The sequence below is a fragment of the Sulfitobacter marinus genome (assembly GCF_900116285.1).
Classification (GTDB): domain Bacteria; phylum Pseudomonadota; class Alphaproteobacteria; order Rhodobacterales; family Rhodobacteraceae; genus Sulfitobacter; species Sulfitobacter marinus.
This window is the reverse complement of record NZ_FPAJ01000001.1, coordinates 902,914-915,913: the sequence shown is the minus strand read 5'-3', so window position 1 is coordinate 915,913 and position 13,000 is coordinate 902,914. Positions and strand designations below refer to the sequence as shown.

General features: G+C 57.8%; 13 protein-coding genes and 1 tRNA gene. 8 read left to right on the top strand and 6 right to left on the bottom strand.

What is annotated here, in order from left to right; genetic code table 11:
- Positions 1-76 precede the first annotated feature (76 nt).
- Genes zwf through pgi form a run of 3 tightly spaced genes read left to right on the top strand, consistent with a single transcriptional unit; the run spans position 77 to position 3,800 of the window.
- Positions 77-1,546 (top strand): glucose-6-phosphate dehydrogenase, encoded by a 1,470-nt coding sequence (zwf, locus tag BM347_RS04515; protein WP_093915170.1) that lies wholly within the window; start codon positions 77-79, stop codon positions 1,544-1,546.
- The gene (gene pgl, locus BM347_RS04510) at positions 1,543-2,214 is read left to right on the top strand and encodes a 6-phosphogluconolactonase (protein ID WP_093915169.1); all 672 of its coding nucleotides are present in this window, start codon (positions 1,543-1,545) and stop codon (positions 2,212-2,214) included. Before zwf ends, pgl begins: the two co-directional genes overlap by 4 nt.
- Positions 2,211-3,800, top strand: coding sequence for a glucose-6-phosphate isomerase (gene pgi, locus BM347_RS04505; RefSeq protein ID WP_093915168.1), 1,590 nt, complete (start codon positions 2,211-2,213; stop codon positions 3,798-3,800). Before pgl ends, pgi begins: the two co-directional genes overlap by 4 nt.
- A 79-nt stretch (positions 3,801-3,879) precedes the next feature.
- Here the strand turns inward: pgi and BM347_RS04500 are convergent, their stop codons facing one another.
- The 3 genes from BM347_RS04500 to BM347_RS04490 are packed head-to-tail and all read right to left on the bottom strand — an operon-like array spanning position 3,880 to position 6,118.
- The gene (locus BM347_RS04500; RefSeq protein WP_093915167.1) at positions 3,880-5,136 is read right to left on the bottom strand and encodes a cation:proton antiporter; all 1,257 of its coding nucleotides are present in this window, start codon (positions 5,134-5,136) and stop codon (positions 3,880-3,882) included.
- Positions 5,137-5,169: 33 nt separating this feature from the next.
- Entirely contained in the window at positions 5,170-5,616 is a 447-nt protein-coding gene (locus BM347_RS04495; RefSeq protein ID WP_093915166.1) for a GNAT family N-acetyltransferase, read from the bottom strand.
- A gap of 22 nt (positions 5,617-5,638) precedes the next feature.
- A complete protein-coding gene (locus BM347_RS04490; RefSeq protein WP_093915165.1) occupies positions 5,639-6,118 on the bottom strand; it encodes an acyl-CoA thioesterase in 480 nt (159 codons plus the stop codon).
- Positions 6,119-6,206: 88 nt separating this feature from the next.
- On the opposite strand from BM347_RS04490, the gene BM347_RS04485 reads away from it, so the two are divergent.
- Complete coding sequence (locus BM347_RS04485; RefSeq protein WP_093915164.1) at positions 6,207-7,832, top strand: long-chain fatty acid--CoA ligase; 1,626 nt, start codon at positions 6,207-6,209, stop codon at positions 7,830-7,832.
- Positions 7,833-8,012: 180 nt separating this feature from the next.
- Here the strand turns inward: BM347_RS04485 and BM347_RS04480 are convergent.
- A tRNA-Ile gene (locus BM347_RS04480) sits at positions 8,013-8,086 on the bottom strand.
- 240 nt (positions 8,087-8,326) lie between these two features.
- Between BM347_RS04480 and purM the strand changes: the two genes are divergently transcribed.
- The 3 genes from purM (at position 8,327) to rnd (ending at position 11,197) form a co-directional block, all read left to right on the top strand.
- Entirely contained in the window at positions 8,327-9,373 is a 1,047-nt protein-coding gene (gene purM / locus BM347_RS04475) for a phosphoribosylformylglycinamidine cyclo-ligase (RefSeq protein WP_093915163.1), read from the top strand.
- Entirely contained in the window at positions 9,370-9,966 is a 597-nt protein-coding gene (gene purN, locus BM347_RS04470; protein ID WP_093915162.1) for a phosphoribosylglycinamide formyltransferase, read from the top strand. Before purM ends, purN begins: the two co-directional genes overlap by 4 nt.
- A gap of 73 nt (positions 9,967-10,039) precedes the next feature.
- Positions 10,040-11,197, top strand: a complete 1,158-nt coding sequence (gene rnd, locus BM347_RS04465) for a ribonuclease D (protein WP_093915161.1) — start codon at positions 10,040-10,042, stop codon at positions 11,195-11,197.
- A 31-nt stretch (positions 11,198-11,228) separates the two neighbouring features.
- Here the strand turns inward: rnd and BM347_RS04460 are convergent, their stop codons facing one another.
- Positions 11,229-11,750 carry a hypothetical protein gene (locus tag BM347_RS04460; RefSeq protein WP_093915160.1) on the bottom strand — a complete coding sequence of 174 codons (522 nt, stop codon included), beginning with the start codon at positions 11,748-11,750 and terminating at the stop codon, positions 11,229-11,231.
- A gap of 118 nt (positions 11,751-11,868) precedes the next feature.
- Here BM347_RS04460 and BM347_RS04455 point away from each other — a divergent pair, with 118 nt between their 5' ends.
- Positions 11,869-12,279, top strand: a complete 411-nt coding sequence (locus BM347_RS04455; RefSeq protein WP_093915429.1) for a SufE family protein — start codon at positions 11,869-11,871, stop codon at positions 12,277-12,279.
- A 59-nt stretch (positions 12,280-12,338) separates the two neighbouring features.
- On the opposite strand, the gene BM347_RS04450 is transcribed toward BM347_RS04455, so the two are convergent.
- Entirely contained in the window at positions 12,339-12,977 is a 639-nt protein-coding gene (locus BM347_RS04450; RefSeq protein WP_093915159.1) for a DUF1638 domain-containing protein, read from the bottom strand.
- Positions 12,978-13,000 lie beyond the last annotated feature (23 nt).

Sequence of the window (13,000 nt, the reverse complement as noted above, 5' to 3'; positions counted from 1 at the left end):
GGCAAAATCTATATGTTTGCGCTAACATTAATTGAACGCCCAAGCGCTGCGCCCCTGCAGCAAGGAGAGTTGCCCGATGGTCTCACGCGTTATTCCAGTTGATCCGTTTGATCTGGTGATTTTTGGCGGCACCGGCGATTTGGCGCGCCGTAAAATCTTGCCGGGCCTGTTTCGCCGCTTCTGTTCAGGTCAAATGCCCGAGAATGCCCGCATTGTCGGTGCCGCGCGCACAGATATGGACGCCGATGGCTACCGCGAGATGATTGCCGAGGCGATTGCAGAGTTCAACACGGATTTCGAGCATGAGAAGGGCCAGCTTGAAGCGTTTTTGGCCAGCTTGGAATATGTGACCATCGACGCCAAAGGCACCGATGGTTGGGAGGCATTGCAAAAGCTGATGGCCGGAACGGATCGGGTCGAGGCGTATTATTTCTCGGTATCACCGGCGTTGTTTGGCGACTTGGCAGAGCGGTTGCAACATTGGGGCATGGCAGATGCACGCAGCCGGATTGTGGTCGAAAAACCCTTTGGCCGTGATCTGGAAACCGCCCGCGCCTTGAACGACACGCTGGCCAAGTATTTCGACGAAAGCCAGATTTACCGGATCGATCATTATCTGGGCAAAGAGACGGTTCAAAATCTGATGGCAGTGCGTTTTGGTAACATGTTGTTCGAGCCGCTTTGGAACAGCCAATATGTCGATCATATTCAGATCACGGTGGCCGAAACCGTGGGCGTCGGGGGCAGGGGCGAATATTACGATAAATCCGGTGCGATGCGCGACATGGTGCAAAACCATTTGATGCAGTTGCTCTGCTTGATCGCGATGGAACCGCCTGCACGGTTTGACCCTGACGCTGTGCGTGATGAAAAGCTCAAGGTGATCCGCGCGCTGGACCCGGTTTTGCCGCATCATATCTCACGCGGGCAGTATCAGGCCGAACCATGCAACGAGACGGAGCACCCCGGCTATCGCACTGCCGTCGGAGACCCCCGTTCGCGCACCGAAAGCTTTGTCGCGCTCAAGGCGCATATCAGCAACTGGCGGTGGGCGGGCACGCCGTTTTATCTGCGCACCGGCAAACGTATGGCGGCGCGGTCCTCGGAAATCACGGTCGTGTTCAAGGAAACCCCGCATTCGATTTTCGCGGAAGACGCGGGCCGGCACCGCAACGTGTTGTCGATCCGCTTGCAACCCAACGAAGGTATCACCCTTGGCGTGACGATCAAGGAACCGGGCCCCGGTGGGATGCGTCTGATTGATGTGCCGCTGGACATGACCTTTGCCGAAGCGTTGGGGCCGGACGGATCCGAGAATGTGGATGCATATGAGCGCCTGATCATGGACGTGATCCGCGGCAACCAAACCCTGTTCATGCGCGGAGACGAGGTCGAGGCTGCATGGGCGTGGACCGACCCGATTATTCAGGGTTGGGAGGCGCGTAATGACGTGCCTAAACCCTATGACAGCGGGTCAGATGGCCCAACGGATGCCAATGAAATGATGCGGCGCGACGGTCGAAAATGGCGGGAGCTTTCGATATGAAACTGATTAAATATTCTGACCGCGAGGCGCTTGCGATTGACGTGGCGAATATACTGACGGGTGAGTTGAAAAATGCGCTGTTGTCCAATGATCGCGTCAGTTTGGCCGTGCCCGGCGGCACAACGCCGGGGCCGATTTTTGACAGCCTGAGCGCGGCCAGCCTGGATTGGTCACGGGTGCAGGTCATGCTGACCGATGAACGCTGGGTCGCCCCCGATCACGAGATGTCGAACGCGCGTTTGCTGCGTCAGCGTCTGTTGGTGGGTCCAGCGGCAGCGGCGGGATTTACGCCGTTTTTTGTGGATGGGCTGACAGCCGCCGAAGCGTCGGAAAGCCTGTCCGATACCGTGTCCCAGTACCTGCCGCTTTCGGTGCTGGTGTTGGGTATGGGAGCGGATATGCACACGGCCTCGCTTTTCCCCGGATCAGACGGTTTGGCGGAAGCTATGGCCAGCGATGCCCCGGCGGTCTGTCCGATTAATGTTGCAGGCCAGGACATTGGCCGGATTACGCTTTCTCGTCCCGCGCTCGAAGGGGCCATGGCAACGCATCTGGTGATCTTTGGTGATGAAAAACGCGCAGCGGTGGAGCGGGCCTTGACCCTCCCGGCCCATGAGGCCCCCATCGGTGCCCTATTGAAAGAGGCGGTAGTCCATTGGGCGGCATGACAAAATTCGACGATCTGATGGCGATGGAAGCAGCGGTGCGGGGGCGCTCAATCCTGTCCTTGTTTGACGATGCAGACCGCGCGGCGACCTTCAGCGCGCAAACCGGCGACATGTTGTTCGATTTCTCCAAGACCAACTTGGATACCGACACGCTGGGCGCTTTGCTGGCCTTGATCGATGATGCCGATGTTTCGGCGCGCCGCGACGCGATGTTTGCGGGCGACAAGATCAACGACACCGAAGACCGCGCCGTTTTGCACACCGCCTTGCGCAATCTTGACGGTGGGCCGGTGATGGTCGACGGCGTCGATGTGATGCCGGGCGTTCTGGCCACGCTGGACCGGATGCGCGATTTTGCCGATCAAATCCGCGCCAGTGACATAACCGATGTGGTGAATATCGGCATTGGCGGATCTGACCTTGGCCCTGCGATGGCTGTGCAAGCGTTGTCGCCTTACCATGACGGGCCGCGCTGCCATTTCGTATCAAACGTGGACGGCGCGCATATCGCTGACACGCTGCGCGGGCTGGATGCGAAAACCACGCTGGTGATTGTCGCGTCCAAGACGTTCACGACTATTGAGACCATGACCAACGCCCGCACCGCGCGCGCTTGGATGACGGAAAACGGAGGCGATCCTGCGCGTCAATTTGCAGCACTCAGCACGGCCCAAGACAAAACCGATGCCTTCGGGATCAACCCCGCGCAGGTGTTCGGCTTCGAAGACTGGGTGGGCGGGCGTTATTCGGTCTGGGGGCCGATCGGCCTGTCCTTGTTGATCGCAATCGGGCCGCGCGCTTTTCATGCGTTCCTGCGCGGTGGGCAATCGATGGACCGTCATTTTTGCGCCGCAGCCCCTCATGAAAACCTGCCGATGCTGCTGGCGCTTGTCGGCATATGGCACAACCAAATTTGCGGCTACGCAACCCGCGCCGTACTGCCCTATGATCAACGGCTGGGTCAATTGCCCGACTATTTGCAACAGCTTGAGATGGAATCGAACGGCAAGACCGCCCAGATGGACGGTGCCACCGCGCCTTTCAACACTGGCCCCGTCGTTTGGGGCGCGCCGGGGACCAATGGCCAACACGCGTTCTACCAGCTGATCCACCAAGGCACCCGTGTCATCCCATGCGAATTTCTGATCGCGGCAAATGGCCATGAGCCCGATCTCACCCATCACCACAAATTGCTGATCGCCAATTGCCTCGCCCAGTCCGAGGCCCTGATGCGCGGGCGCAGCCTGCAAGAAGCGTCTGAAATCATGGCGGCCAAGGGCCTGACAGGGGCCGAGCTTGACCGTCAGGCGCGCCACCGCGTGTTTCCGGGCAACCGCCCATCCACAACCCTCAGCTATCCACTGCTCGACCCGTTCACACTTGGCCAGATCATCGCGCTCTACGAACACCGCGTCTTCGTCGAAGGGGTGATCTTAGGCATCAACTCCTTCGATCAATGGGGCGTGGAACTGGGCAAAGAACTCGCCACATCCCTGCAACCCATTGTTGATGGCTCGGAACCGGCCACAGGTAAAGACGGATCAACCGCAGCGCTTGTCGACTTCATCGCAAAACACGCAGACTAATCCCTTAATCTGTTTCATTTTGCCAAATAAACTCCGGGGAGTTTGAGGGGCCGCGCCCCTCATTCACCTTACAAAAGACCTATACCAAGTCCGGATGCCGCCCGACACGGTTGGCCAATCTGGCGACACTTAGGCCTTGGACAATGATCGAAAACACCACAACGATATAGGTGCAGGTCAGGATCAGCGGCTTCCATTCCCCGTCCGGCAGCGACAGCGCCAAAGCGACGGAAATCCCGCCCTTCAAGCCGCCCCATGTCATGATCGGGATCACCCCTTGGTTAAAATCTCGGAACGGGCGCAAAATCGCGATAGGGACTGCAACGGCGACCAAGCGACCCAGCAGGGCCAGGATGATCGCGGCCATGCCCGTCAGGAACAGGTCCCCGTTAAACGCGATGGCGAATACTTCGAACCCGATCATCAGGAACAGCACCGCGTTCAAAATTTCGTCGATCAGCTTCCAGAACGCATCGACATAGCGGCGGGTTTGCTCAGACATGCCACGTGCCGCGCCCACATCGCCAATCAAAAGCCCCGCGCAGACGGCCATGATCGGGGCCGAGACATGCAGTGCTACGGCCAATTCATAACCGCCAAAGGCCAGGCCGAGCGTCAACAAAACCTCAAGCGGATAGTCGTCAATTCGGCGCATCACGCGAAAGGTCAGCCAGCCCAGCACCAGCCCCAAAACCGCGCCGCCAACGGCCTCTTGCAAAAACAACTGACCTGCGGCCACCACGGGGTTTCCGTCTGAGCCATGATCACCTGCCATCGGATAGGCCAGACCCACCAAAATTAGGAACACCACATAGCCGACACCGTCGTTGAACAGGCTTTCGCCCGCGATCTTGGTCTCCAGCGATTTGGGCAGATCCGCCTCGCGCAAGACGCCTAAAACGGCAACCGGGTCGGTGGGCGTTATCAGGGCCCCGAACACCAGCGCGGTTAGCAACGGCATGCCTGTCAGCCATGAGAAACCAACGCCCACGATCGTGGTCGACAGGGCAACGCCCAGCGTTGCCATCAGCGCCACAATTACCCATTCGCGGCGCAGGTCCGAGGTTTTGACATGCAGCGCACCTGCGAACAGCAGCAAGCCCAACATGCCCTCCAGCAGTGCCTCGGAAAAATCGATGCCCGTCACGACCCCGCGCACAGAATCCGCGATGCCCAGACTGGGCACCAGCAGATCTATCCCCAGCAATCCAAAAGATGCAATCAGTGCCACCACCAAAATACCGATGGAGGAGGGCAGCTTCAGGAACAGATAGTTAATTGCCCCAAACCCGCCAGCCAGGACGATCAACAGGGACGCGATTTGCAAGAAGGTCATGGCACTGTCTTTCGTGGTTTATCGTGATCGGGTTTACAGTTTGATGTCGTAGGTAACCCACGGCGTGCGCGTGGCTAGCTTGTCATAAACCGCGCGGCCGCGATAGTTGTCTTCGGCGGTGATCCAGCGCACGGTGCCCCAGCCCTTGTCTTGGGCCACGGTTTTCACCGCCCCGATCAAGGCTTGCGCGGCCCCTGATCCGCGCGCGGCAGGATCCACAAAAAGATCGTCCAGAAAGCAATTGGTCATGGCGCGCAACTGGCTGACAAAGGGCCGGAAATGCGTGAACCCGATCACTGTGCCTTGGGCGTCTTCGGCGACGATGCAATTGCTGCTATGTGTATCATCCATCAACCAGCCAAACACAGTTTCGCGCATGTCTGGCGTCTGATCGACCTTGTAAAATTCTGCGTATCCGGCGAACAGGCGCTCCCACTCGGGGCGGTCTGTGGGCGCAAGCGGGCGTGTTTTCAGAGTCATATCAAATGCCTTTCAGCCGAGATTAGGTTTCTGCGGTTGCCTTGTCGTGGGTCTCAAAATGGCGTTTCAAACGGTCGGGCAGGGGATAGCGGCCTGATCCGTCCTTTTTCAGCAAGACCAGCACACAATCAAAGGTCGCGCGGAGCTGCCCGCCGACCCAGATTTGCTGGCTGATGCTATAGGATGTGTTGCGAAACCCTGTGCAGCGGCAGGTCACAATGTAATCTTCACGTTCCAGCAATTCGTGTAAATACCGGATCGATCCTGACCGGATCACGACGCGCGGCCCTGGGGCATCCATCAACCTCTGTTCCACCAGCGTTTGCGTATATCTGATGCGCAGCCGTTCGAACCATTCAAAGTAGGTGCAGTTGTTGACGTGGTTGTTGGTGTCCAGATCGGAATACCGCACTTGATCAGCCATCGCCAAGGGTTGTGGGTCGATCAGACCGGCGTCGCGCTGTTGATCTGCGCTAAGTGGCGAATGGTAAACAAGTTTCATTCACCCTGCGTAATCATGTGTGTGTTCGCTTGCAAGACCCGGTTGGATTGGTAAATGTGTGGCCAAACCAAAATCGGGAGGAAGCGCCATGCTTGGCCAAATGATGAATAAGTCGCTAACGATCTCTAGCCTGATCGAACACGCGCAGCGCTATCACGGGACGGGCGAAATCTATTCGGTCAATACCGGCGGCGGGGTCGAGGAAACCACTTGGGGCCAAGTGGGCCGGAATTCGCGCGCCTTGGCATCGGCACTGACGAACCTTGGTCTGGAACCACAGGCGCGTTGCGGCACCATTGCATGGAACAACCGTCGTCATCTTGAGATTTATTTCGGTGCGTCCGGTGGTGGCTTTGTCTGTCACACGATCAACCCGCGCCTGTTCCCCGAACAGTTGGTGTATATTTTGAACCACGCCGAAGATAAGGTGTTGTTTATCGACAAAACATTCGTGCCGTTGATCGCGGCGATCAGGGACAAGCTTGAGCATCTGGACCACATCGTGCTGATGGAAGGCACCGACGCTGAGGCCGCCAAACAGATCCCCGGCCTCAAGTTCTATGATGATTTGATTGCCAGCGGTGATCCCGAATTCGACTGGCCTGAACTGGATGAAAACACCGCCTCCAGCCTGTGCTATACCTCTGGTACCACCGGCAATCCCAAGGGTGTGCTGTATTCGCACCGCTCGACCGTCTTGCACAGCTTTGGCATTAACCTTGCCGACAGCATCGCGATTTCCGCGAAAGAGGTCGTGCTGCCCGTTGTACCTATGTTCCACGTCAACGCATGGGGCGCGCCCTATGCATGCGCGATGGTTGGTGCGCGTATGGTGATGCCGGGCCCCGGTCTGGATGGACCGTCGCTGGTGGGGTTGATCGACACATACAAGATCACGCTGGCACTTGGCGTTCCGACGATCTGGCTGGGTCTGCTGGGCGAGGCTGATAAAATCGGATCGTCCCTGAGCAGCCTCAAGCGCACGGTCGTTGGCGGCTCGGCCTGTCCGCCGTCGATGATGACAGCATTCCGCGAGAAATACGGCGTTGAGACGATCCACGCCTGGGGCATGACAGAAATGTCGCCCGTGGGCAGTATCAACCAGCCCTTGGCCAAGCATCTGGACCTGCCAGAGGCCGACCAGCACAAGCTGCGCGAAAATCAGGGGCGTCCGGTGTACGGGGTCGAACTTGAGATCATGGATGATGAGGGCAATCCCGTCCCCCATGATGGCAAAACCCAAGGCGATCTGGTGACCAAAGGCTTCTGGATTTTGGACTCCTACTTCCGCAAAACCCGCGAGGAAACCCTGACCAAAGATGGTTGGTTTGACACCGGCGACGTCGCGACGATGGACGAAGACGGCTATGTTGAGATTCGGGACCGGTCCAAGGACATCATCAAATCGGGCGGCGAATGGATCAGCTCGGTTGAGCTGGAAAACATCGCGATTTCGCACCCCAAGTTGTCAGATGCCGCCGTTATCGGTGCGCGTCACGAGAAATGGGACGAACGCCCGATCCTGATTGCTGTCAAAGCCGAAGGACAAGAGCCGACAGAAGAAGAAATTCTGGCGGTGTTCGACGGCAAGATCGCGAAATGGCAGATCCCTGACCGCGTGGTGTTTACCGATGTACTGCCACGCAACGCGACGGGCAAAGTGCTCAAGCGGAACCTGCGCGACAGCTTTGGCGAAGTGCTGATGATGGGCTGATATCGTCGGTTGCTGGCCCTGAAACCGGGTCAGCAACCGTCTGGGCAGCCGTTGTTTAGGCACGTCAATACAATGCCCCGCTTTGCATTGCGGCCTGACCGATTTCACATGGCAGACTAACGCTTTGGCTTGAATTTAGCAGCCTGCCATAACGACGCGACCATCCGCAAGGTATTCTCCTAGGGGATGAGGGACTTGAACCCCCAGCCAAAGCGTTATGAGCGCTCTGCTCTAACCAATTGAGCTAATCCCCCAGGAGCAGCCGCTGACTACAACAATCATGACAGCGCAACAAGACGTGTCTGGCGCAAATCTGCGTTTCTTGCGCGCGGGTGGTCCGGGGCGCACGCGTTCCCTTTGAACAATGATTTCGAAACAGGCATAAAATATCAGCGTTTGACTTAGACCTTGGTGTTCGTTGTGTCTTGCATTGCGCGCCCGCGTCGGGTGATGTAACCCGCTTTCGCATAGGCAATAAGCGGCGGGGCCCGACGATGACCAACTCCAAAAACGGAATCACCTATGCGGATGCAGGGGTGGATATTGATGCGGGCAACGCGTTGGTGGAACGGATCAAACCAGCCGCCAAGCGGACCAAACGCCCCGGTGTGATGGCGGGCTTGGGCGGATTTGGCGCGCTATTCGATCTCAAGGGGGCAGGGTACACTGACCCGATCCTTGTCGCGGCCACGGATGGTGTGGGCACCAAGCTGCGGATCGCCATTGATACCGGCAATGTCGACGGCGTCGGTGTCGATCTGGTGGCGATGTGTGTGAACGATCTGGTGTGCCAAGGGGCCGAGCCACTGTTTTTCCTAGACTATTTTGCCACGGGCAAGCTGGAAACCGAAGAAGCCGCCCGCATCATCGAAGGTATTGCGCGCGGCTGTGAGGGATCGGGCTGCGCATTGATCGGGGGCGAAACCGCCGAGATGCCCGGCATGTATTCTGACGGTGATTTCGACCTTGCAGGCTTTTCTGTCGGTGCGATGGAACGTGGCGCGGATCTGCCCAGTGGCGTTGCCGAGGGCGATGTGTTGCTGGGGCTCGCCAGCGACGGTGTTCATTCCAACGGCTACAGCCTTGTGCGCAAGCTGGTCGCGATGTCAGGCCTTGGCTGGAACGCCGATTGCCCATGGGCCGACGGCAGCCTGGGCGAGGTGTTGCTGACGCCCACGCGGCTTTATGTAAAACCGGCGTTGGATGCCGTGCGGGCAGGCGGTGTACACGCGCTGGCCCATATCACGGGCGGCGGTCTGACCGAAAACCTGCCGCGTGTATTGCCGGATGATCTGGGCGCTGACATCAATCTGGATGCATGGGAATTGCCCGGTGTTTTCAAATGGATGGCGCAGGTCGGGGGCATATCTCAGGCCGAGATGCTCAAGACCTTTAACTGCGGTGTTGGCATGATTTTGGTCGTGGCCGCCGATCAGGCAGATGCGCTACAAAAGCTGCTGAGCGACGCGGGCGAAACCGTCTATCCGATGGGGCATATCACCACGGGTGCCGGGGTTGAATACACGGGCCAATTGCTGTGACCAAACGGGTCGCGATTTTTCTGTCAGGTGGCGGCTCTAACATGCGTGCGCTGGTCGAGGATATGACCGGCGACCACCCGGCGCGGCCCTGCGTTATCGTGTCGAATGTGGCTGATGCGGGTGGTATCGCATGGGCCAAGGCCCGTGGGATCGCCACCGAAGTCGTTGATCACAAACCGTTTCAAGGCGACCGTGCGGCGTTTGAGGCTGAACTGTCATCGCGCCTTGCCGCCCATGCGCCCGATATCATCTGCCTTGCGGGCTTCATGCGTAAACTGACCGCCGGCTTCACTGACGCCTGGGCGGGGCGCATGATCAATATTCACCCGTCATTGCTCCCATTTTACAAAGGGTTACATACCCATGCTCGCGCGCTTGAGGCCGGGGACAAGGTCCATGGCTGCACAGTGCATGAGGTTACGGCGGCTTTGGACGACGGTCCTATTTTGGGGCAGGCACGGGTGCCGGTATTGGCGGGTGATACCGCCGATGATCTGGCGAAACGCGTCTTGGTCCAAGAACACCGCTTGTATCCGGCGGTATTACGGCGCTTTGCAGCCGGGGATCGCAGCCTTTTAACCCTCGATAGTTGACGATCAGGTCTTTTGCCCTGACTTGTTCCGATTACACATTGCCTGTTGGCTCAGCTCTGGTCAAAGTACTGATATGAAAACAATTACCACAACCGACGCGCTTGAGGCGTTTTGCCTCGAAGCTGCAACCCATGAATATGTCACCGTTGATACCGAATTTCTGCGGGAACGGACCTATTATTCGAAGCTCTGTCTGATCCAGCTGGCAATGCCGGGCACGGATGATTCCAACGCCGTGCTGGTTGATCCGCTGGCCGGCGACATGTCGTTAGAGCCTTTGTATACGCTGTTTCGCGATACGTCCGTGGTCAAGGTGTTCCACGCCGCGCGTCAGGATCTCGAGATATTTTTCGTAGATGCGGGCGTGTTTCCCGAGCCGTTGTTTGACACGCAGGTCGCGGCGATGGTCTGCGGTTTTGGCGAACAAGTCGGCTATGAAACCCTCGTGCGCAAAATCGCGCATCAGGCTGTCGACAAGACCTCGCGGTTTACCGATTGGTCGCGCCGCCCGCTGAGTGAGGCACAGGCCAAATATGCATTGGCAGACGTGACGCATTTGCGGCAGGTTTATGAATTCCTGTCCGCCCAGTTGGAGAAAACTGGCCGCGCGCGGTGGGTCGCAGAAGAGCTGAAAACGTTGACCAGCGCCGATACATATACGACGGCCCCACGGGACGCGTGGAAGCGGGTAAAAACGCGTACAAATTCAGCGAAATTCCTTGCTATTGTGCGCGAGCTTGCCGCCTTTCGCGAGGAATATGCCCAAACGCGAAATATTCCACGCAGCCGGGTGTACAAGGATGATGCGCTGGTCGAATTGGCCAGTAACAAGCCCAAGAACCACGAAGAATTAGGCCGCGCCCGACTGTTGCTGCGGGATGCCCGCAAAGGCGAGATTGCAGAGGGTATTTTGAAAGCCGTCGCTGCTGGTGTGCAGTGCCCGGCATCGGATTTACCGCAACCGGACCGCAGCCGCGACAAGCTACAAGTGAACCCGGCGCTGGCCGATCTTTTGCGCGTGTTGCTTAAGGCGAAAACAGAAAGCGCAGGGGTCGCGGCCAAGCTGATTGCACCTGCCGCTGATCTGGATGCGATTGCCAGTGGTTTGCGCGATGTCGCTGCGCTGAAGGGCTGGCGCCGCGAAGTGTTCGGCGATGATGCATTGCGCCTCTGCGAGGGTAAGATCGCGTTGACCGCCGCAGGGGCGTCGGTCCAAGTGGTTGAGCTTTAGTCCGTAACTACTTGTAAAGTAATTGTAAATTTTAGCGTCGCGCCGTCATTGCGTTGCGTTGGCCTTCGACGCGGATGACGCGAACACCTGCCAGCATTTGATCGGTCAGCTTGCGACCTGCAATAACTTCGCGGGTTGGCTTTGGGCCGATGGCGGTGTTTTTCGCGGGTGCGACCCCCTCAAGGCGGTAGGTCAAAACCCCATCGACGGGCATCTCTTCAGGGTTTTCCGGGGTCAGCCGTACTTCGTAAATACCCTGCCGCGCTGCCAGCCCTGTGGCGCGCACGATGGCACCGCCCGGGATACGTTCAATCGTCAGGTCTGTGACCTGATCAAAGGATCGCCCGGCATAGGTCGCTTTGGCCTTGCGCATCCCGGAAAACAGCCCCGAGGACTGCGGAATAAGAGGGTTGGTGCTGGCTTCGCTGCTGGCAATTGGTTCGGAACGGGCAGAGCCGAACCAGTTGAACGGGTTGACCCGGCTGTCGCGCACTGTCGAACAGCCCGTCAGAACCAGTGTTGATACCAAAATGGCCGAGAAAATTTTGCGCATAGGGTCCGCCGTGAAATTGCCGTGTCATTTGACTAACCGATCCCAAGGCGGTTGGGAAGGGGTGGACCTTTGCCAATACGCAACCTACCTGTGGGCTACGAAAAGCGAGGGCATAACCGTGGCGACTGAAGTATTTGAAGAACTGGTCGAGGATTTTGAATTTCTGGACGATTGGGAAGATCGTTACCGCCATGTCATCGATCTGGGCAAGGCGATGGAGCCTTTGGAAGACGCCTTGCGGGTGCCTGCCACCAAGGTGGACGGTTGCGCCAGTCAGGTCTGGCTGCACGCAAATTTCGAGAACGGTGTTTTGCATTTTGACGGGGCCAGCGATGCGATGATTGTATCGGGACTGATTGCGGTTTTGCGCACGCTTTACAACGGATTATCCCCTAAGGATGTGCTGGGCGTGGATGCCCGCGCCGAGATGGGCCGGCTTGGACTAAACGAACATTTGTCTGCGCAGCGGTCTAACGGGCTGACCGCGATGATCGAACGGGTACGTGAAACCGCTGCCGCGCAGGCGTGATGGCCGGGTGCGGTTTTGTCTAGTGGTCGGACAGTTGAGTTTATTTGGCAAAATGAAAATCAAAGGGTTTTCAGTGTTTCCTCAAGATCGCCATAGCCCGTAAAGCGCCGCTCGAACGCTAGTCCAAGCGTTTGCGCGCAGGTTTCGGCCTTGGCCGTCAGAGCGGGATCATCGGTTTGCGCTTGATACACCAGCTTTTCGTAATTGCCGAAATACATATCACGCAATTCAGGATGCCGGTCGAGGCCCATGGGTTTCATGATAAATGCGTCGAACTGGCGGACCAGAAAATCGGTCAGATAGAAGGTCGTGATTTCCGTTTGGGCGGTTTTGGCAAAGCTGTCGTTCCCCTCGAAAAAGCTGTAGCAATGCGGGCCGGCCACCATTCTTACACCCATCTCATCGCAGGCTTTTTGCAGCATGCCGCCGGTGCCGCAATCGGCATAAACCACAAATATATCAGCATATTGACCCCGGTGTTTTGCGACGGTGGCACGCACGGAGTCTGTGATCTTTTCCGGGTATAGATGCAGTTTGGCGGGCAGGCAGGTCAGGTCGAGATGGGTCCAGCGGTTGGCGGCCTTGAGGTCTAAAATCTCGCGGGCCAATGCGCCGCAGGCAATCAGCAAAATACGCCCTTTGCCTGCCGCGAGCGGCAGGCCTTTCTCAGTCAGATGGGTATCGCTGGGCGTGTCCATGTTGTTCCTATAACGCAAAAGGC

Excerpts from the sequence above, each read along its gene's own strand:
- zwf (WP_093915170.1), top strand. The coding sequence starts at position 77 with ATGGTCTCACGCGTTATTCCAGTTGATCCGTTTGATCTGGTGATTTTT.
- pgl (WP_093915169.1), top strand. The coding sequence starts at position 1,543 with ATGAAACTGATTAAATATTCTGACCGCGAGGCGCTTGCGATTGACGTG.
- pgi (WP_093915168.1), top strand. The coding sequence starts at position 2,211 with ATGACAAAATTCGACGATCTGATGGCGATGGAAGCAGCGGTGCGGGGG.
- BM347_RS04500 (WP_093915167.1), bottom strand. The coding sequence starts at position 5,136 with ATGACCTTCTTGCAAATCGCGTCCCTGTTGATCGTCCTGGCTGGCGGG.
- BM347_RS04495 (WP_093915166.1), bottom strand. The coding sequence starts at position 5,616 with ATGACTCTGAAAACACGCCCGCTTGCGCCCACAGACCGCCCCGAGTGG.
- BM347_RS04490 (WP_093915165.1), bottom strand. The coding sequence starts at position 6,118 with ATGAAACTTGTTTACCATTCGCCACTTAGCGCAGATCAACAGCGCGAC.
- BM347_RS04485 (WP_093915164.1), top strand. The coding sequence starts at position 6,207 with ATGCTTGGCCAAATGATGAATAAGTCGCTAACGATCTCTAGCCTGATC.
- purM (WP_093915163.1), top strand. The coding sequence starts at position 8,327 with ATGACCAACTCCAAAAACGGAATCACCTATGCGGATGCAGGGGTGGAT.
- rnd (WP_093915161.1), top strand. The coding sequence starts at position 10,040 with ATGAAAACAATTACCACAACCGACGCGCTTGAGGCGTTTTGCCTCGAA.
- BM347_RS04460 (WP_093915160.1), bottom strand. The coding sequence starts at position 11,750 with ATGCGCAAAATTTTCTCGGCCATTTTGGTATCAACACTGGTTCTGACG.
- BM347_RS04450 (WP_093915159.1), bottom strand. The coding sequence starts at position 12,977 with ATGGACACGCCCAGCGATACCCATCTGACTGAGAAAGGCCTGCCGCTC.